This window comes from Streptomyces sp. C1-1 (assembly GCF_050214755.1).
Taxonomy (GTDB): Bacteria; Actinomycetota; Actinomycetes; order Streptomycetales; family Streptomycetaceae; genus Streptomyces.
Map to the genome: position 1 here is coordinate 10,026,351 of NZ_CP189826.1, position 17,251 is coordinate 10,043,601.

Genomic DNA, 17,251 nt, shown 5'->3' on the forward strand with positions numbered 1-17,251 from the left:
GTTTAGACCCAATGCCGACGCCGTTGCGTTACGGGGTTGCGGGTGGGGGTCGTGGAATGGTGACTGCTCGGGCGCCGGTGCAGGTGAGTTGGGGCCAGGTGTGGTGTTCGGCCCGTTTTAGCGGGTAGTTGGACATCTTGCGTTTGACGACGCGGGGCTGACCGCGCAGGCCTCTGCATGGCAGTCGGCGTTCATGCTGAAGCAGGACAAGGACTCTGACCAGCAACTCGGTGGGAAGAGCTGCCGGGTGTGACGGTCACGCTGCGCGATTGACAGACAAGATCTCCACTCAACCTGACGACGCCGCCTGCCCCGTTGCTCAACTACCGTGCCCCCAGTGCTCACTACCGCCCGAGAAATCGCTCGGCCCACGGAGACGACGGACGTGATGCGCGAGCCGGCTGGGAGCCCGATGTCTCCTGAACGTGTGACGTATGCCACGGGAACCTGCCCTGCCGTGCGGACAAGACTGGACGTGGACTACTCATTGCACACCCGGATACGGGCAGGCGACCCCGAGGCGTTCCGCGAGCTCTTCCGTGATCACGCCCGACTGGTCTACCGGCACGCGGTGCGTGTGACCGGGGACTGGACGGTCGCCGAGGACATCGTCTCGCTGACCTTCTTGGAGGCGTGGCGGTTGCGCGCCAAGCTGCGGGACGAGGGCGACAGTCCGCGCCCCTGGCTGATGGGCATCGCGGTGAACGTACTGCGCAACACCACCCGCACCGCGCGGCGCCACCGGCTGGCTCTGGAGCGCCTGCCGGCCAGGGAAACGCTCCCGGACTTCGCCGACGAACTCGTCGGCCGGATAGCCGATGCCGACCAACTGGCTGCCGCCCAGCGGGCGCTGAAGAAGCTGAACCGGAGCGAGCGTGAGGTCTTCACACTGTGTGTGTGGTCCGGGCTCGGTTATGCGGAGGCGGCGGCCGTGCTCGGCGTCCCGGTCGGCACCGTGCGCTCGCGCCTGTCCCGTGCCCGCAGACGGCTGAGCAAGCTGGCCGACGAGGAACTGAGGAAACGCACGGAACCGCGACCGAGCAACGGACAAGTACAGGGCGGCTGCACTTCTGCGGCCCGGTCACACGAGTCGAACGAGGAGAGGTCCGAATGATCCGCAAGAAGTCGCGGCGTGAGGAGTCGCTGGACCCTGCGGAGCTGGCCCGTTTGCTGCCGGCGCCGGGAGACCCGCACCTGTCGCTCGACCGTCACCTGCTTCTCGAGGAACACCTGATGAACGAGATCCGGCCCACCGCCATCGCGCCCACGCCGTCCCGCCGCCCGGCACGTCGTGTCCTGCTGATCGGTGTCCCGGCCACCGCCGCCGCCGTGGCCGGCGTGTTCGCCTTCAGTGCGCTGACCGATTCCGGGGGCAGCCGCTCGACCGCGGCCACCCCGCCTCCGGTCGAGGCACCAGTCGTCCGCATCGAGCCCGGGAGCACCGCCCAGCTCGCCTCCACCGTCGAGCACATCGCCGCCGCCGCCTCGGCCCGCAAGACGCCCGAGCCCGGCCCGGGCCAGTACATCTACATCAAGAGCAAGGTCTCCTTCCTCGTCGTCTCGCACACCGACACGGACGAGTCCAAGCCCCTGGTCCAGCCCCTGCATATCCGTGAGGTCTGGCATTCCCCCGATGGCAAGAAGGGCTGGCTGGACGAGCCCGGGTACAAGCCCAAGGGCGGTATCACCCTCGACAGCGACGTCGAGAGCGGCTTGAACGCCCCTTCCTACGACTTCCTCAAGACGCTGCCCACCGACCCGGACGTCCTCTTGAGGAAGGTCTACAAGGAGACCAAGGGGCAGGGGAACTCCCCGGACCAGGAGGCATTCGACACAATCGGTAACCTGCTCAGGGAGCAGCTCGCACCGGCAAAGCTGAATGCGGCGCTGTACCGGGCCGCGGCCAAGATCCCCGGGGTTGTGGTGGTGGACCGGGCCATGGACGCCGCGGGACGCGAGGGCATCGCCCTGGCCCACGTTGACCAGAAGAGCGGCGATCGCACCGAGTGGATCTTCGACCGCAAGACGTACGCCTATCTCGGCAGCCGCGGTGTCCAGGTCAAGCAGGTCTACGGCGTCAAGCCCGGTACGGTCACCGAATCCACCGCCGTGCTGGAGCGGGCCGTGGTCGACGCCCAGAAGCAGCGCCCCGGCGCACAAGGTACCGGTGCGTGAGCTAACCTCTTCGGCCTTGCGGGAACCACAGCCTCGGAGGAGCACATCACCCACGGCCGTTCATGATCGCGCTTGTGGAGAACCTTCCGTAGCTCCGGCACTGAAAGTGATCCAGAACCACTTTTCAGCCGTCGCCCACAGCCGGTTTCCGCGGCGGTGTCCACCACCACCGTGAGCACCAGGCTGAAGAGCGAAGGCGCACCATCTGACGGCCAGACCTCTTCTTGACTGCCCGCCCGAACGAGCAGCTGTCAGTTTGACTTTGAGAGGTGCGGCTGGACCCACGACCAGTGTGTCTGCACGATGCGCCACCCCGCGGAGCCGTGTCGGTAGACCTCGGTGCAGTTCCAGCGGTATCGGTCGTTTCCCCCTTCGGAGTGGAAGTTGAAGCTGAGTACAGCCAGGTTCTCACCCACCACTACCTTGGGCTCCACGAGTTCGAACCGGTCGATATGGACCAGCCCCCTGATCCGGTCGTAGTACCTGGCCAGCTCGTCCAGCCCATTGAGCCGCCGCTCGATCAACGGGTCGAAGTAGGTGACCTCCGCATCGCAGATCTCCAGGTAACCGTCGGGGTCGCCGGCTCCCCAGCGTCGCAGAGCGGCCGTCTCCATCTCCACCAGCAAGGAGGCCACCTCCGGCCCGTCCCGCCGTGCGCCTATGACCTGCTGTACCGCCATGCGCCTGACTCCATTCCTTGTCCCATGCCCAGGTCGCCGACCAGGACGGTGCGGTGCCCAGTCTTCGGTGGCACAGCAGGACACAGAAGTGGCGAGAAAGCCAACCGCCGCTACGATCTCGCCATGACTGCCGGCCGCCTCGGACCACTGCGGGACCGATCCACCGTTGCCGTTGCCATGGCCGACGGGCTGCCACTGCTGGAGATGGCCATCCCCGGCCGGATCTTCGGGCTCCATCTCGACCAACCGGAGCTTCCACGCCATACCGTTCTGGCCGTCGCGGTGGACAACACCCCGATCACCACAGCCGAGGGCATCAGTCTTGGGCCGCCCCACGGACTCGACGCTATCGACCGGGCCGGCCTGGTCGTCGTGCCGACCTGGCACCCGCCCGGCAGTGTCCCGCCCCCCGAACGGTTGCTGGACGCCCTGCGCCAGGCACACCGTGATGGAGCGGTCATCGTCGGGCTGTGTCTGGGAGCATTCGTCGTCGCAGCAGCCGGACTGCTGGAAGGACGGCGGGCGACGACCCACTGGGCGTACGCCGACGCCCTCGCTGCCATGCACCCGGGGACCGAGGTGGACGAAGCAGCGCTGTACGTCGACGAGGGGACGGTGCTCACCAGTGCAGGCAGCGCAGCCGGGATCGACGCATGCCTACACCTGTTGCGGCGCAGTCACGGTGCAACGGCCGCCACGACCGTCGCACGGGCACTGGTCGTCGCCCCGCACCGTACCGGCGATCAAGCGCAGTTCATCCCCGCACCGATCCCTCCTGCGGCCCATGGCGACGAACTCGACGACGTCATCGCTCACGCACTGGCCAATCTTGACCAGCCCACCGACATCGACGCCCTCGCCCGGCGCGCCAATATGAGTCGGCGCACTTTTGACCGACGGTTCAGCGCCCGCATCGGCAGCCCGCCACTGAGGTGGCTGCTGACCCAACGAGTACTGTTCGCACAGCACCTGCTGGAATCCACCTCCCTGCCCGTCGACGTCGTCGCCCGCCGCGTCGGCTTCAGCGACGCCGTCGCCCTGCGCCCCCACTTCCGCCGCCTCACGGGCGTTCCCCCTCAGACATACCGCGCGGCCTTCGCCAGCCCCAGGGAGCTGCTGGACGGCCGCCACCGGCGAAGAAGCGCCGGAAGGCCAGCTGGGCAGCACTGACCGCCGGATCGGCACACAGCCAGGGCGCGCTCGTCAAGGGTGAGCGGACCCGCGAGGGACCGGTGCCGACAGACGCATGAAACGTTTCCGGTTAGCTCCGTGACGGAAGAGGGGACAGGGTGATCCGCTCACGGGGCTCAAGGGACGGGTTGCGCAGGTCGGCGAGCACGGAGTGCGCGTTGCGGGCGCGGCGCAGGCAGTCCGGGTCCAGGTCGGCAACGAGCAGTTCCCTCCCTTCGGGTCCGGCCTCGGTGACGAGGCGGCCGGTGGGGTCCCAGACGGCACTGCTGCCGCATGTGGCCCAGCCGCCCGTGGAGCCGACGTGGTTGGCCAGCACCGTGTACATGGTGTTGTCGAAGGCCCGGGATGGGAACCACATCCGGGACTCGTAGTAGCCGTTGCCGACGCTGAACAGCGCACCCACCACGTACGCGTGGCAGCCGTCGAGTGCCGCGGCGCGGGCGTGCTCGGGGAAGCCGGAGTCGTAGCAGACGCCGAGGCCGAGCCGCCAGCCGTCGACGTCCAGCGAGAACCCGCGGTTCCCGGGACGGTAGACGTCCCGCTCGGTGCGGAAGAGCATCTGCTTGTCGTAGCGGGCCGCCCAGGTGCCGTCCGAGTCGAGAACGAGAGCGGAGACGGTCAGCTCGCCGGCGTCGTGCACGGCCGTGCCGACGATGGCAACTGTTCCGGTGTCACGGCATACCGTCAGCAGGGGATCGAGTCGTTCGTCTCCCTCTGCCTGCACGGCTCGGTGTTCCGGATCGGCGCGGATGAGGTCCGGCTCGTAGCCGGTGAGGAACTTCTCCGGGAAGACGACCACCTGGGCGCCCGAGTGCTCTGCGGCCTCGCGGAGCATGGCGGCGGCGGTGGCGGTATTGGCGACGATGTCACCCGGCTCAGGACATGCCTGAGCTGTGGCGATGCGCAGGGGACGGGAGGGGAAGGGAACCCTTTCGATCACGACCCCACCCTATCCGGGGTGCCTGGGAGCGCTGCCGAGAGGTGAGGCGAATACGCAGTCGGAGCGGGGCCCACTGCCCTGGGCTTCCTCGCGGAGTTTCAAGAGCACCTGCTCACGCTCCCCAGCGTGAGGCGTTCGCCGTGAGTTCCAGAGCCGTCGGGGCGCCGAGTTCCCTTCGTTCTCGGGTGTGTTCACCGGCGATGGTGAAGCGGGCAGCGGCCCAGGGGGCACGTGCGGCGTGCCGGACGATGTCGTCGACCAGTGCGGTGACCATGGTGAGCTCGGGTAGCGCAGGTGGACGGCCTCGCCCTGCGCGTCGCTGTCATTGAGCGGACCGCGGGTCATGCCTCACGGACCCGGCCCGAAGACGACGTGAGTACGGCCGTCAGGGCATGCGAGCCATCAGCAAGCAGCGCCGGACGTGGTAACGTAACGAACGTTACGCAACGGGTGTTATGCAAAGAGGTGACGGGATGCCCCGGCAGGTGGACCACGAAGAGCGGCGGGAGACGATCTCGCAAGCTGTGTGGCAGGTCGTCTCGGACAGTGGCCTGGAGGGCCTGACGCTACGCGCGGTCGCGACCGCTGCGGGATGCACCACGGGGATGGTCACGCACTACTTCGCCGGCAAGAAGGAGCTGCTGGCCCACGCCCGCACCGAGATGCACCGTCGGATGGCTGCTCGGATCGATACCCTGCCCGCCGGCGAGAGTGCCCGCGACGTCCTCTACACCGTGGCCGAGCAGGCACTGCCCCTGGACGACGAGCGGCACCTGGAAGCCGTCGTCTGGTCCCAGTTCCTCCTCAGCACCCGCAACGACCCCGCCCTGCTCGCCGAGCACACCCGCAGTCACGCCTCCTGGATCGACCGCCTCAGGGCCCTGATGCAGGCCGCCTGCCCGGACCATGCGGAACGCGCGGAGCTCGACACCCGCGTGCGCAGCCTCGTGGCGTGTCTTGACGGTCTCGCGCTGAACGCCGTGACCGATCCGGACGCCTATCCCCCCGACCTCCAGCGGCGCGTCCTGGAAACCCAGCTCGACCTGATCCTCGAAGGGAGCCGCAACCTGTGACCTCACACGACCCGATCATCGCCGCCGTCGCGGCGGACGATCCGAGGATCCTGCGACTGGTGCGCGACCTTGACGCCGACCTCGCGGCCCGTTACCCGGAGGAGCCCTGCACCGGCGGCGCCCACATTCACCCCGCTATCCGCTTCCTGCTCGCCGAAGTCGACCACCGGCCGGTCGGCTGCTGTGCCGTACAGCCCTTTCCCTCCCCGGACACGGCCGCCGAACTGAAGCGCATGTACGTCGCGCCACAGGCTCGCGGCCGGGGCATCGCCGCTCGCCTCCTGGCCCAGGCGGAACACACTGCCACCGCCCTCGGCCACGGCGAGATGCGCCTGGAGACGGCCGTCCACCAGCCCGAGGCCATCGCGCTGTACACCCGCGCCGGCTACACGCCGATCCCCAACTACCCGCCCTACCAGGACAAGACGCTCAGCCGCTGCTACGCCAAGCCCCTATCGCTGCCCGAGGCGCGACCGGAGGACGGGGAGGAGCTCACGGCCTTCCTCGCGGGCCAGGACCTCTCGCCCTAGGACGTCCTCGCATCCGGCACCCGGAACGGCCTCAGGCTCTGCTTAGCCAATGGCCGCGATCTCTTCGCTGTGGCCGCGCGGTACTGGTTGGCGGGCACCTTCCCGGGCTGCCCGCTCGATCCGCCCGTGGGACGCGTATGTGCAGGGGCGGTGCGCCATCCGCCACGGACGACTCCGGTCGGCACGTGCTCGTGATGCTCAAGGGCCGTCGGCTCCCACCGGGTCCGTGGGGCTGAGTGGGGGTGGCTGGGGTCCGGTGGTTGGAGGTGCAGGTTCCACTGCTTCACCGGGCCCCAGCCGTCAGATGTGGTGCCCGGGAAGATGGTCGGCACACCCTTTGCTGGGGGCAGCGTCTGGATCCGGACGTGCCGGTGGGCCCCGGATGTGTATCCGGGGCCCACCGGCATGCTGTTGCTGGGTGGGTTACCAGCGATACCAGCGGCCCCTGCGGCCGCCGGTGTCCGCGGAGCGCACGACGAAGCCCAGCAGCCACACGACCAGCACGATGACGGCGACCCACCACAGTGCCTTCAGCGCGAAACCCGCGCCGAAGAGGATCAGGGCCAGCAGAAGAACGAGAAGCAGGGGAACCATGGTTATCAACCTCCGTCGCTTCTGGTGCCCGGCGAATGCAGGAACACGCGCTCGAATTTTCCTGGTTTCTTCACTGCTCTTGCGGGCAGTGGATGCAGTTTCTCCACAGAGCTCACCTCAGTGCCGGGCGGGGGCTGGGTTCGGCAAGGGCGCGCTGCCATTCCCGGTCGGCGGGGGCGGGATGAGGGCCGAAGCTGCAGTAGCCCTGCCGGAGGCGGCTCCGGCTCGCCCGTTGACGATGGGCGTGACCCCGCGGGGGTGGTGGACGTTGACCAGGGCGACAAGCGCAGGCATCGCAATGCCGTTCCTCTTCCTGTCTCTCTCCGGCGTGGGGCATGGGATCCGTGTGGATCGTGTTTTACGGTGGTCGCCTGTCACGGCCGGTGGCCCTTGGTCTTCCCCTCGAAGCCGGGGCCATCGACGTCTTCGGCACCGGCTCGGCGCTTCACGCAGGGGTGGGCCCCCAGTCGTGGGAGCCCGCGCGGTTCCACTCGATCAGATCCGAGGCGGCGATGTCGTCTTCCTCTCCCAAGTCCGGTCCGGCACGGCCGCGGAAGGCGATCATGTGTGCACGACGGGGTGGGAGACCTGCTTGAGCCGCACTCGCACCCGGACTAACCGTCGCAGTGGCGTTGCTGCCGTCTGGAGACATGGGGACAGCAGCGCGATGAACAGCATGAGGTCGTCACCGAGGTGGTGCCGCCGCTGCTTCTTCGCCAGCAGCGGCGGCACGTGGGAGGTTGCCGGCCAAGGCAGCGACGCGGCACCGACCGAATGGGCCTCCCTGCACTGCGAGTCTGGGAGGCGGCACGGACCAAAGCCAGCGGTGCGCCGCTGAACGGAGGAGCACACGCCGGGGAGGCTGGAGCGATGTCGCGCCGGCAGATGAGTGGGTGTGAACAGGGGTGGGCGGGGTAGATGGGTGCGGCTGGCCGGGAAAGGGGTCGTGACCTGGGGAGGTCGGAGGTGCCCTTTCCCGGCCCTTTGGTGTTCACTGCGTTCGCAGCGGTCGTTGCAGTGATGTCGCGGTGACCTTGATCCGCCCCCTGCCCACCGTCATTGCGCCGGCCGGACCGTGGGCGAGCGTTGGGGCGGAGGGTCAGGTGAGGGCGTCTTCCACGGTGGGCCGTACGTCGAGCAGGCTGTCGGCGGCGGTGATCTCCAGAATCCGCCGCAGTTGGGGGGTGGGGGCAGCTAGGCGCAGGTCGGTCAGTTGGTGGGTGGCCAGCAGCAGGTTGAGGAAGGTGGAGTCGGCGAAGCTGACGCCGGAAGCGTCCACGACCACCCGAGGGTGTTTCGCGGCCGCGGTCTCCAGGGCCTGGGCGAGCGGGCCGATGGAGTCCAGGTCGTAGGGGCCGTGGGCGACGATGACCCAGGCTCCGCCGCGTTCGTACTGGACCACCCCGATTCGCGCCGGGATGGCCCCGTTGAACTGCTGAAACGGGGCCTGGTCGTCGTCGCGGGTTGCCATGGTGCAAGTATGCCCAGCGGGCCGTCACGCATGGATTACGCCTCCCCCAAGAGGGGATTACCCGCTGGGGGTGAGGTGGGGAGCACAGCTTCAGCCGCCGGGCCTGCAGGGGCAGGGACGCAAGCGGCCTGGCTGCGCACCTTGTGATTCCGGAAGTCTCTGGAGCCGCTCGGGAGCAGTGCCGCCAGCGCCCCCGACCGCAGACGGGGGAGTGGACGGCATCCGGCGCAATGGTCTGTGCGATGGAAGGTCGGGCGGCTGGTTCGCCCGTTCGGCGGAGAGTGGCCGGGGGTGGGCGGGGTAGTCGGTGCTCACCTCCGGGCCGCGGTCCTTCGGGCGCGTTCCGGGGTGAGTGAGGTGCGGGTGCCGCGGTCATCCCCGAGTCGGCCGCGGCATACCGCGCACGCCGTGGATCTTCTGCCGTCCTTCGTCCCTCGTCCGCTGCCCGGGATGGCCGGCCCGGCCGGGTGCTGGTGGCTTCTTCGAGGGCCTTCGCGGTAGCTGAGGATGTTCTCAGGCCCCGGACCTGCAGGGAACGTGGGACGGAGCAGGTAGGGCGGCTCAGCGGAGCCGCCGCCGGCTTGAGGCAGAGCGTTACTCCCGCGTGCGGGGGTACGCGGGGCCGGAGTGAGAGCGGGGAGTGAAGGCGGCGGTCATGGACGCAGGAGCTGCAGGCGGTGGTGACACCACGCTGCCCTGGGCCGCCCCGCAGACCTCCCTCGCGCTGGAGGGCGACGCCGAGTGCATTGCCCGGGCCCGTCACCTCGCCGCGGACTTCCTCCTCACGGCCAGCGCCGAGCACGGTGCGGTCGTCTCCGATCGGGTGGTGGATGTGACGCGGCTGGTGGTCAGCGAGCTGGTCACCAACGCCTGCAAGTACGCTCCGGGCCCGATCCTGCTGCACCTGCACATCAACGGTGGCGCGGTGGAGGTGGTGGTGTGGGATTCGGCTCCGGTACTGCCGGCAGCCCGCGCCGCTGATGCCGGCCGGGTGGGCCAGCACGGTCTGGAGATCGTGACAGCTCTCGCCCAGCGTCTCGTCGCCGAGCGCCAACCGGTCGGCAAACGCATCACCGCCCGTATCCCCCTCACCGGCACCGACCGATGAGATTCGCACCCGGCACGGCGGCGGGTGCCGCCTGAGGTACTATGCCACCTTTCCAGCTTGTGAGCGGGGCCCGGATGGCGAACGGTGGGGCCCAACTGGCCCTGCCTTGTATCACTCCCTGAGCGGCAATCTCGAAGTCTTCGGACCTGTGTTCGCGGCCTTGATGGAGCGGCCATGAAAAATGAACCCGTCGCCGCCGTGCCCGCCGCCCGCATGATCGAGCTGAGCCGCAAGCAGTGCCTCGAGCTGCTGGCGCTTGTCCCCTTCGGCCGGGTGGGTTTCACCCGCCGGGCGCTGCCGGTGATCCGCCCGGTCAACCATCTCGTCGACGGCGACACGATCGTCATCCGCACCCATCCCGGGTCGGCGCTGGCCCGCCACACGACGGTGGACGAGATTGTGGTCTACGAGGCCGACGACCTCGATGCGCGTACCCGGACCGGGTGGAGCGTGATGGTCACCGGCCGGGCCGGCCCGGTCACCGCACCCTGGGAAGCCGCCCGCTACCGGGCGCTGCTGATCCCCTGGACCGACCGGGACGTCGATGACATCGTCCGCATCCAGGCCGAACTCGTCACCGGCTACCGCCTGACCCGCTCACCAGCCCTCTCTTCGCCGCATCTCCAGGCGGCGGGACTGTAGGTGTCGGCGCACCTCTGAACACGGCAAGCGAGGTACGGAGATACATCCCCACCTGAAGAAGGCCACGTGCAGGTAGGAGAGCCGGGGCCGCCCGATCTCTGAGGGTGCGTGACGGGAGGGTCAGTCGAGGGCGCCCTCCGGCGTCGCTACGCGATGGGGCGCCGCCCCACCCTGGACAGCCCGCCCCGTCACGAGGCTGGCTGGCTATCAGCCGGCCCCGGCCCCGTGGCGGCCAGGCAGTTAGCCACGTTCACGTGGGGGCGCCGCCGAGGACCCGGACGGGGTCCTCCTGGAGATCGTCCGCGCCTTGCCTCGTATCGAGGAGACCGGCGTCGTGCCCCGCCCGCTGGCGGTCCGCGCCGAGAACCTGCTGGAAGCCCTGTTCGAGCCCGCGGACACCGTACCGGTGTTCGCCGGGCTCTCCCCTGGGCGCCGGGAGTTGCTGAGGGTCCTGGCCGAGTTGGTGACCGCCGCGGACTTCCAGCCCGTACCGTTCGGCTCCGACCCCCACGAGCGGTTCACCCAGTACGGCCTCCCCGGTACCCGCCCCGCCCTACGCGCCTACGTCGGGCTGTCCACCGAGGGTGGGGACCCGAGCGCTCCCCTCCCCGACCCTTGGGCACCGTTCCGCAACCACTGATGCCACCGCCCCTCACCGATCGCCGTCAGCCTCCTGCTGGGCCTGCTGGACGCCCCCGCCGCACGGCTGACTGCCTCGGACGCCGCAGTACTGGCCGAAGTCCCCTACCTGCACCCCCACCACGCCACCTCCATCCTGCAGGAGACCGGCATCCTGCACCACGAACCGGTGTGCGCGATGACCGCCTGGGCCACCTCGTACATCGCCGAGCTGCCGGCGCCGATGGCCGCCCAGATGGAGGTGTGGCTGACCGTCATCCGCGACGCCTGCACCCTCCCGCCGCGCCGCCGCTGCGCGGTGGACGGCGTGGAGGGGCCGTCACCGCGTACGGCGGTCCGCCGTTCACCCACAGAGCGGCGTCGCGACGTCGCCCGCAGGCTCCTTCGAGAGGCGGAGCATGAAGAGGTCGGGATGGGGATGTCCTCGTACGGGGTAGGCGAGCGGGACGACGCGGGGTGGTCCGGCGCGCTGCTTGAGAGAGGGTCAACGGGATGCAATTCGACGACGATGCTGCCCTGGACACGTCCGAGGTCGAGGACGGTCGGGGAGGTGCGCTGGGCGGGATCCCGGGCGGCGGGAAGACCGTCGGCGGGGGACTGGTCGGGCTCGTGGTGCTGGTCGCGTCCGTGCTCTGGGGTGTCGACCCCGGCATGTTCGGCTCCGGCAGCAGCGACACGTCCTCGTCCGGCGAGTCAGCCGCGGACCTCACGGCGCACTGCCGGACCGGTGCCGACGCCAACCGCAAGGAGGAGTGCCGGATCGTCGCCGTGGTGGACAGCGTGCAGGCATTCTGGAAGCAGACGGAGACAGCCGCCGGCAAGCCCTACCAGCAGGCCCCGACGTTCCTCTTCACCGGCAGTGTGAATACCGGTTGTGGGAACGCGACGTCCGACGTCGGCCCCTTCTACTGCTCAGCCGATGACAAGGTCTATCTCGACCTCGGCTTCTTCAACGACCTGAGCAGCAAGTTCGGCGCCAAGGGCGGCCCGTTCGCCGAGGCCTACGTCATCGCGCACGAATACGGCCACCACTTCCAGGACCTCAGCGGAACGATCTTCCGCGGCAGCGGAAAGGGCCAGAACAGCGGCTCGGTGAAACTCGAGTTGCAGGCGGACTGCTACGCCGGAGTGTGGGCCCACCACGCAACCACCACCCCCGACCCCAAGAGCGGTGAGCCACTGATCACCGACTTGACGAAGGACGACATCAACCGCGGGCTGGATGCGGCCGCCGCCGTCGGAGACGACCGTATCCAGCAGCGCTACCAGGGCAAGGTCACACCCGACACCTGGACCCACGGCTCCGCGAGCCAGCGCCAGCAATGGTTCTCCACCGGCTACCGCTCCGGCCGCGTCGCCGCCTGCAACACGTTCAGCTGACCACGCTGACAACAACGGTACGACACCCGGTTGGTGGGCCTCGCTGTGGGCAGATTGCGTATATATGGCGAGGTGGATCATGGCTTCGGAGCGGCGGACGCGCTCTGGTAGTCGCACGTGAGGCGGCGGTGGAACACCAGCCAGCCGTAGGTGCGCTCGACGGTCCAGCGTTTGGGCAACGGGGTGAATCCCCTGGTTCGGGGGGCGCGTTGGACGATTTCCATGTCGATGCCGAGGGTGGCGGCGTGTTCGCCGAGGTGCTGGTGGTAGCCGCCGTCCACCCGGGCTTTGCGGATAGGGGGATGGGCGGCGGCGACCAGGAGCCGGACGCGGAGAGCGTGACATTCGCTTCGAGGGCTTCGTGACGCAGAAGCCGGCTGAGGAGACGTCGGCGGGCTCGGGACGGTGGGCGCTCGGAGTCGAGTTGTGGCGGCTGTGGGCGGACTCGGGGCTCCACAAGGGCGTCGTGGTCGCCCGGGCCAATCACCTGCTCGATGAAAGGGGGGGTACGGCGTGTGAGCGCGTCCCGCTTCACCGAGCGGCTGTCGGGTCAGCCTGGGTCCAACTTTGCGCAACTGTGGGCACTGGTCGCGGTGATGCTGGTGGCCCGGGGCGATTTGACGCAAGAGGATGCCGCGCTCCCGCTCCGGAGCAGGACCGCAGCGGGCGACGGCCCACAGGTGCCAAGAGCCCTGGCAGGGCAAGCAAGCGGTCAGTCTTCCGCACCCCGGGCTCGTGCCGGGCGCACTTCGGGGGCCGGACCCAGTCGTGCCCGGGTGCGTTACGAGTACTGGTATGAACTATTGGGAGAGCGTGAATGCCGAACTCGGCCCGAACACTGGCCGACGGCTCGGCGTCTACCTTGAGGCGGCCGCCCGCGCACACTGCGGTCGATATGCCAGCTATCCGACCGGTCTCAGCGCCCGCGCGAGCGCGTCGACGGTCACCCCGACGATCGCCCGGAGTTGCTCCGGGCTCGACCCGGCCCTACCCATCACCGCGAGAGACTGGTTCACGGCCGCTACGTGTACGGCGAAGTCCTCGGCGTTCTCGTCGGACATTCCGCCGGCCTTCAGCGCGGTGCGCAGGCGCGGGCGCTGGAGGCCGAACAACTCTTTGACATGCTCTGCGACGCTCGGGCTCAGCGCCGGACTCGCCATGACCGACTGGGCCATCAGGCATCCGTCAGGCACGGCGGGGTCGGCGATGCGCCCCAGAGTGACGTCGAAGAACGCACGGACGGCGGCGACGGGGTCCTCGGCCGCGCACGAGAGGGCGGCGTCGAACTTGTCGCCGTAGCGCGTGGCGTAGCGATCCAGGCAGCGAAGGAAGAGCGCGTCCTTGTCGCCGAGCGAGGAGTAGATCGAGCTGCGGTTCAGGCCGGTCGCCCGGGACAGGTCGTCGAGCGAGGTGTCGGCGTAGCCGGAGCGCCAGAACTGGATCATCGCGGCGTCGAGCACCGTGTCCATGTCGAACTGTTTCTTGCCTGCCATGCGGCCCATCCTCCCATCTTGGACTGATCAGTTCAAGACGTGCTAGCGTCGAATCACGGTCCACCCGCCTCGATGGAGGATTCCCATGACCAACCCCGTCCCCGCCCTGCCCCTGCATGACCTGGCCGGATTCACGCACCGCTGGGTCGACGCCGACGGCGTCCGCCTGCACGCCGTCGAAGGCGGTCGGCCGGACGGACCGGCCGTCGTCCTGCTCACCGGGTTCCCGCAGACGTGGTGGGCCTGGCGAAAGGTCATGCCTGCTCTCGCCGATCGGTTCCGGGTCATAGCGATCGACCGGCCGGGCCAAGGCAATTCCGAGCATCCGGAGCTCAGCTACGACACGCACACGGTCGCCGCGCACATCCAGGCCGCCGTGAACGCTCTCGGCGTGCGGGACTACTGGCTCGCCGGGCACGACATCGGCGCCTGGGTCGCCTTCTCCCTCGCCCTGAACTACGAGAGCCGACTGCGCGGGGTCGCGCTGCTCGACGCCGGAATTCCCGGTATCACCATGCCGGAAGCGATCCCCCTCGACCCGACTCTGGCGTTCAAGACCTGGCACTTCGCGTTCCACGTGGTGCCCGATCTTCCCGAGACGCTGATAGCCGGCCGCGAGCGGGAGTACATCAGTTGGTTCCTGAAGACCAAGTCCCTCGCGCCCGACGCGTTCGAGGAAGCAGAGCTCGACCACTACGGCGCGGCCCTAGCCGTCGATGGCGGCCTGCGCGCCGGCCTCGCCTACTACCGCGACGCTGCCAAGTCCGCGCGCAAGAACCGCGCGGCACTCGAGCAACGGCGACTGACCGCGCCCGTCCTCGGAATCTCCAGCAGCCACGGCTCGATCCCGGATATGGCGGCCTCCATCAGCCCGTGGGCCGAGAACGTGACCGGCGTCATCGTGCCCGACGCCGGTCACTACATCCCCGAGGAGCAGCCCGAGGTCGTCGCCGCCGCCCTCACCGACTTCTTCAGCGGCCGTTAGTGCTCTAGCGGGAGGGCGATCCCCATCGCCGTCGGGGGCCCGTCAGTTACGGGGCCGCCCCGCGCGTCTACGGACGTGCCGTGAACCGCCCGTCGCCCCGCTTATGCAGCCACCCCCGGGCGGCGAGCTTGGTCATCTTCGCCCGCTAAGGTTCCAGCTTGCCGTGTACCGAGGCGGCCAGCCCCAGCCGCTCGCCGACCGCCCTGACCTACACCGGGCCGTCTGCCTCCGGCACGATCGCCAGGATCTTGCGGTAGTCGCCGGGCAGCCCGCCCTCGTCGGCCGCGTCGCCGCGGTGTGGGATGAGCAGGACTGCCCGTCCGGCCACCTTCGCCGATGCCGGAGCGACAACTCGGCGTCGGCCCGGGCCTGCTCGGCCAGGCGGTTCAACACTCCGCTCCGCGTCGCCAGTTCGTGCCGCTCGGCCTGCCTCCTGGAATCGCTTGCCCAACTCCTCGGCGAGAGCGCCCAGTTCGCTCCGGCGGGCGGTGATCCGCTGCCGCTCCTGCATCCCCCGCGCCCTCCCGCGTTCTCACGGCGTGCCGACCTGCTGACGGACCGTATGCGGGGGCCGGTCGTGGGCGCAGCCGACCCCGGCATCCAGCCAGAGCCGGACCTGCCCGATGATCTACACCATGGTCATCGGCCGCCGACCGCCACGAGTACCCAACTCGCCATTCACACCAGACCCGTGACCTGCGACTTCACGATGCACACCGCTCAATGGCGAACTGGACAAACCGCCCGCAGCGACGCGTACACACGCGATCGGTTCATCTCGTTGGCTGAGAACGCATCAGCCCTGGGCCGGGGCAAGTGTTCGGGACGTTGGCGGGCTCAGCTGGCGAAGTGCGAGGACTTCCCGCACTTGGTGCAGGCCCTGAATGCCGTGCTGCGCAAGCTGGGCTGGACAGCACGGCGGTGGCGGCTCGACCGCATGTCGACGGTCTGTTATCCCTCCAGCGGGCAGATCACCGCGGCATTCGCAACGAGGAACAGATTCTGCGCGGTGCTCACGGTGCCTGCCCGACGCTCAGCGCCTCAGCCACAGACCGCGGGACATGGACTTCGTCCACCCAAGCGGACCGGAGTACTTCGGCAACCACTTCTTCCCAGTGCTCGATGATGACTTTCCGGATTTCCGGATCGTGGTAAAGACGGTGGCAGAACTGGCAGTGGTGGGCGGTAACGCCCCTCCCACTCGATCTCGGGATTGTGGCGTGCTGCCCAGGCGACGATGCGTTCCGGCCCCTCGTAGTGGATCCACAACTTCAGCAGATCCTCTTCGGCCTCCGTGATCGCCCGGGCCAGGGAATCGGGCTGACGTACATGGCTCACGTTGAGTTCGGGGATGGCCCGCATGCCGAGGCCGCAGCAGGCGCCGATTCTACCGTCGGCCTGGACGGTATAGGTCTGGAGCAGGTTGTCGCACCCGGAGCGTCTGCCGATGTTGTGCCGGTCCACCACGGCGCCTACCGCATATGTGTGCGTGGACGCGTGGGTCATCGGCATCCAGGGGCTGAACACGACTGAAAGGTGCGCGAGCTGTTCGGGGCTTAGCGCCGGGGCACTGCGGGCCGCGCGAGGGCTCGGTAGCCGGGTTCCCGATGACCTTGCGGTCATCGGCTTCGACGGCCTCCAGCTCGGCACCCTCGTCGAGGCCCTGACCATCGTCGCGCTGGACACCCGCGAACTCGGCGCGCTCGCCGTCGAGCAGGCCGGACGGCTGCTGGCCCGCAGCGGACCGCTCAGCCACGACGAGGCGGCGGTCAAGGCCACACTGCGGCTGCGCGAGTCCGCCTGGTGGTGCCTCCCCCCAACGGGGCCGCTTGCTCGCCCGTGTCCGCGGTCGTTCGCCGTGCCGGTTTAGAACAGGAGCTGGTCGCCGGGCTGAAACCGGAAGCGTCGAGGGCGGTGGACGGTCGAGTTCAGCATGCCGAGATTCAGGGGAGGAGCAGGATCGCCTGTGTTGAGGAATTCGACACCGCCCGGGTGCTTCAGCAGAGGCGGGGGGTGGCCGCAGCTGAGGATCGTGATGTTGCCGCTGCGGCGGGGGATCTCTGCGAGTACGGCGATCGCGAAGAGTTCGCCCGGGTGGCTCGGGGCGAGGGCGGCAGCGTCGTCACGCAGCAGCGTGGTTTCCAGGCGCCCGGCAAGGATGGCCAGGTCGGCGGCCTCATATGCTGCTTCTCGAAAGGAGCCGAGTACCGCCGCGGCCACCGCCAGGGCCGGTAGCCCTTTGCCCCGGACGTCACCTATGACCACACGAATGGCGTGCGGGGTGTCCACCAAGGCGTAGAAGTCCCCGCCCACGCGAGCGTGCGGCGCTGCGGCCAGGTACAGACTCGCG

19 protein-coding genes and 1 pseudogene are annotated in these 17,251 nt (G+C 68.9%); 11 read left to right on the forward strand and 9 right to left on the reverse strand.

Going from position 1 to position 17,251, the window contains the following annotated elements:
- Nucleotides 1-487: 487 nt before the first annotated feature.
- Together ACQF4J_RS45800 and ACQF4J_RS45805 are read left to right on the forward strand one after the other, a co-directional pair.
- Nucleotides 488-1,114: an RNA polymerase sigma factor gene (locus ACQF4J_RS45800; RefSeq protein WP_427168698.1), complete on the forward strand. Its 627-nt coding sequence runs from the start codon at nucleotides 488-490 to the stop codon at nucleotides 1,112-1,114.
- Nucleotides 1,111-2,175, forward strand: a complete 1,065-nt coding sequence (locus ACQF4J_RS45805; protein ID WP_427168488.1) for a CU044_5270 family protein — start codon at nucleotides 1,111-1,113, stop codon at nucleotides 2,173-2,175. Before ACQF4J_RS45800 ends, ACQF4J_RS45805 begins: the two co-directional genes overlap by 4 nt.
- A 251-nt stretch (nucleotides 2,176-2,426) precedes the next feature.
- On the opposite strand, the gene ACQF4J_RS45810 is transcribed toward ACQF4J_RS45805, so the two are convergent.
- Complete coding sequence (locus ACQF4J_RS45810; RefSeq protein WP_351583377.1) at nucleotides 2,427-2,855, reverse strand: YybH family protein; 429 nt, start codon at nucleotides 2,853-2,855, stop codon at nucleotides 2,427-2,429.
- 123 nt (nucleotides 2,856-2,978) lie between these two features.
- Here ACQF4J_RS45810 and ACQF4J_RS45815 point away from each other — a divergent pair, with 123 nt between their 5' ends.
- Entirely contained in the window at nucleotides 2,979-4,025 is a 1,047-nt protein-coding gene (locus ACQF4J_RS45815) for a helix-turn-helix domain-containing protein (protein WP_351583374.1), read from the forward strand.
- Nucleotides 4,026-4,116: 91 nt separating this feature from the next.
- Here the strand turns inward: ACQF4J_RS45815 and ACQF4J_RS45820 are convergent, their stop codons facing one another.
- Together ACQF4J_RS45820 and ACQF4J_RS45825 are read right to left on the reverse strand one after the other, a co-directional pair.
- The gene (locus ACQF4J_RS45820) at nucleotides 4,117-4,986 is read right to left on the reverse strand and encodes a carbon-nitrogen hydrolase family protein (RefSeq protein ID WP_351583371.1); all 870 of its coding nucleotides are present in this window, start codon (nucleotides 4,984-4,986) and stop codon (nucleotides 4,117-4,119) included.
- Nucleotides 4,987-5,098: 112 nt separating this feature from the next.
- A complete protein-coding gene (locus ACQF4J_RS45825) occupies nucleotides 5,099-5,260 on the reverse strand; it encodes a hypothetical protein (protein ID WP_351806820.1) in 162 nt (53 codons plus the stop codon).
- 199 nt (nucleotides 5,261-5,459) lie between these two features.
- Between ACQF4J_RS45825 and ACQF4J_RS45830 the strand changes: the two genes are divergently transcribed.
- Together ACQF4J_RS45830 and ACQF4J_RS45835 are read left to right on the forward strand one after the other, a co-directional pair.
- Nucleotides 5,460-6,059, forward strand: coding sequence for a TetR/AcrR family transcriptional regulator (locus ACQF4J_RS45830; protein WP_427168489.1), 600 nt, complete (start codon nucleotides 5,460-5,462; stop codon nucleotides 6,057-6,059).
- Nucleotides 6,056-6,589 (forward strand): GNAT family N-acetyltransferase, encoded by a 534-nt coding sequence (locus ACQF4J_RS45835; protein ID WP_351806816.1) that lies wholly within the window; start codon nucleotides 6,056-6,058, stop codon nucleotides 6,587-6,589. Before ACQF4J_RS45830 ends, ACQF4J_RS45835 begins: the two co-directional genes overlap by 4 nt.
- A 423-nt stretch (nucleotides 6,590-7,012) precedes the next feature.
- Here the strand turns inward: ACQF4J_RS45835 and ACQF4J_RS45840 are convergent, their stop codons facing one another.
- A complete protein-coding gene (locus ACQF4J_RS45840; protein WP_351583362.1) occupies nucleotides 7,013-7,183 on the reverse strand; it encodes a hydrophobic protein in 171 nt (56 codons plus the stop codon).
- 1,099 nt (nucleotides 7,184-8,282) lie between these two features.
- Complete coding sequence (locus ACQF4J_RS45845; protein ID WP_427168490.1) at nucleotides 8,283-8,654, reverse strand: STAS domain-containing protein; 372 nt, start codon at nucleotides 8,652-8,654, stop codon at nucleotides 8,283-8,285.
- A gap of 655 nt (nucleotides 8,655-9,309) precedes the next feature.
- Here ACQF4J_RS45845 and ACQF4J_RS45850 point away from each other — a divergent pair.
- From ACQF4J_RS45850 to ACQF4J_RS45860, 3 genes are all read left to right on the forward strand, one after another.
- Entirely contained in the window at nucleotides 9,310-9,762 is a 453-nt protein-coding gene (locus ACQF4J_RS45850; protein ID WP_351583356.1) for an ATP-binding protein, read from the forward strand.
- 174 nt (nucleotides 9,763-9,936) lie between these two features.
- Nucleotides 9,937-10,404 (forward strand): pyridoxamine 5'-phosphate oxidase family protein, encoded by a 468-nt coding sequence (locus ACQF4J_RS45855; protein WP_351583353.1) that lies wholly within the window; start codon nucleotides 9,937-9,939, stop codon nucleotides 10,402-10,404.
- Nucleotides 10,405-10,711: 307 nt separating this feature from the next.
- Complete coding sequence (locus tag ACQF4J_RS45860; RefSeq protein ID WP_427168491.1) at nucleotides 10,712-11,044, forward strand: hypothetical protein; 333 nt, start codon at nucleotides 10,712-10,714, stop codon at nucleotides 11,042-11,044.
- Between the two features lie 104 nt (nucleotides 11,045-11,148).
- On the opposite strand, the gene ACQF4J_RS45865 is transcribed toward ACQF4J_RS45860, so the two are convergent.
- A complete protein-coding gene (locus ACQF4J_RS45865) occupies nucleotides 11,149-11,301 on the reverse strand; it encodes a hypothetical protein (protein ID WP_351583347.1) in 153 nt (50 codons plus the stop codon).
- Between the two features lie 234 nt (nucleotides 11,302-11,535).
- Here ACQF4J_RS45865 and ypfJ point away from each other — a divergent pair, with 234 nt between their 5' ends.
- Nucleotides 11,536-12,423 (forward strand): KPN_02809 family neutral zinc metallopeptidase, encoded by an 888-nt coding sequence (ypfJ, locus tag ACQF4J_RS45870; RefSeq protein ID WP_427168492.1) that lies wholly within the window; start codon nucleotides 11,536-11,538, stop codon nucleotides 12,421-12,423.
- 63 nt (nucleotides 12,424-12,486) lie between these two features.
- Here ypfJ and ACQF4J_RS45875 read toward each other — a convergent pair.
- Nucleotides 12,487-12,740: pseudogene (locus ACQF4J_RS45875) on the reverse strand (IS5 family transposase); the annotation flags it as partial.
- A gap of 585 nt (nucleotides 12,741-13,325) precedes the next feature.
- Nucleotides 13,326-13,916 (reverse strand): TetR/AcrR family transcriptional regulator, encoded by a 591-nt coding sequence (locus ACQF4J_RS45880; protein WP_123971155.1) that lies wholly within the window; start codon nucleotides 13,914-13,916, stop codon nucleotides 13,326-13,328.
- Nucleotides 13,917-14,001: 85 nt separating this feature from the next.
- On the opposite strand from ACQF4J_RS45880, the gene ACQF4J_RS45885 reads away from it, so the two are divergent.
- Both ACQF4J_RS45885 and ACQF4J_RS45890 read left to right on the forward strand, forming a co-directional pair.
- The gene (locus ACQF4J_RS45885; protein WP_427168493.1) at nucleotides 14,002-14,901 is read left to right on the forward strand and encodes an alpha/beta fold hydrolase; all 900 of its coding nucleotides are present in this window, start codon (nucleotides 14,002-14,004) and stop codon (nucleotides 14,899-14,901) included.
- 1,489 nt (nucleotides 14,902-16,390) lie between these two features.
- Complete coding sequence (locus ACQF4J_RS45890) at nucleotides 16,391-16,771, forward strand: substrate-binding domain-containing protein (RefSeq protein WP_427168494.1); 381 nt, start codon at nucleotides 16,391-16,393, stop codon at nucleotides 16,769-16,771.
- Here ACQF4J_RS45890 and ACQF4J_RS45895 read toward each other — a convergent pair.
- Nucleotides 16,768-17,190 (reverse strand): PP2C family protein-serine/threonine phosphatase, encoded by a 423-nt coding sequence (locus tag ACQF4J_RS45895; protein ID WP_427168699.1) that lies wholly within the window; start codon nucleotides 17,188-17,190, stop codon nucleotides 16,768-16,770. The two genes, ACQF4J_RS45890 and ACQF4J_RS45895, sit on opposite strands and share 4 nt — an antisense overlap.
- Between the last annotated feature and the right edge of the window lie 61 nt (nucleotides 17,191-17,251).

What these genes read in the sequence shown, in the direction of transcription:
- ACQF4J_RS45815 (WP_351583374.1), top strand. Translation starts at nt 2,979, where the DNA reads ATGACTGCCGGCCGCCTCGGACCACTGCGGGACCGATCCACCGTTGCC.
- ypfJ (WP_427168492.1), top strand. Translation starts at nt 11,536, where the DNA reads ATGCAATTCGACGACGATGCTGCCCTGGACACGTCCGAGGTCGAGGAC.
- ACQF4J_RS45830 (WP_427168489.1), top strand. Translation starts at nt 5,460, where the DNA reads ATGCCCCGGCAGGTGGACCACGAAGAGCGGCGGGAGACGATCTCGCAA.
- ACQF4J_RS45850 (WP_351583356.1), top strand. Translation starts at nt 9,310, where the DNA reads ATGGACGCAGGAGCTGCAGGCGGTGGTGACACCACGCTGCCCTGGGCC.
- ACQF4J_RS45880 (WP_123971155.1), bottom strand. Translation starts at nt 13,916, where the DNA reads ATGGCAGGCAAGAAACAGTTCGACATGGACACGGTGCTCGACGCCGCG.
- ACQF4J_RS45855 (WP_351583353.1), top strand. Translation starts at nt 9,937, where the DNA reads ATGAAAAATGAACCCGTCGCCGCCGTGCCCGCCGCCCGCATGATCGAG.
- ACQF4J_RS45810 (WP_351583377.1), bottom strand. Translation starts at nt 2,855, where the DNA reads ATGGCGGTACAGCAGGTCATAGGCGCACGGCGGGACGGGCCGGAGGTG.
- ACQF4J_RS45845 (WP_427168490.1), bottom strand. Translation starts at nt 8,654, where the DNA reads ATGGCAACCCGCGACGACGACCAGGCCCCGTTTCAGCAGTTCAACGGG.
- ACQF4J_RS45865 (WP_351583347.1), bottom strand. Translation starts at nt 11,301, where the DNA reads ATGACGGTCAGCCACACCTCCATCTGGGCGGCCATCGGCGCCGGCAGC.
- ACQF4J_RS45885 (WP_427168493.1), top strand. Translation starts at nt 14,002, where the DNA reads ATGACCAACCCCGTCCCCGCCCTGCCCCTGCATGACCTGGCCGGATTC.
- ACQF4J_RS45840 (WP_351583362.1), bottom strand. Translation starts at nt 7,183, where the DNA reads ATGGTTCCCCTGCTTCTCGTTCTTCTGCTGGCCCTGATCCTCTTCGGC.
- ACQF4J_RS45825 (WP_351806820.1), bottom strand. Translation starts at nt 5,260, where the DNA reads ATGGTCACCGCACTGGTCGACGACATCGTCCGGCACGCCGCACGTGCC.
- ACQF4J_RS45805 (WP_427168488.1), top strand. Translation starts at nt 1,111, where the DNA reads ATGATCCGCAAGAAGTCGCGGCGTGAGGAGTCGCTGGACCCTGCGGAG.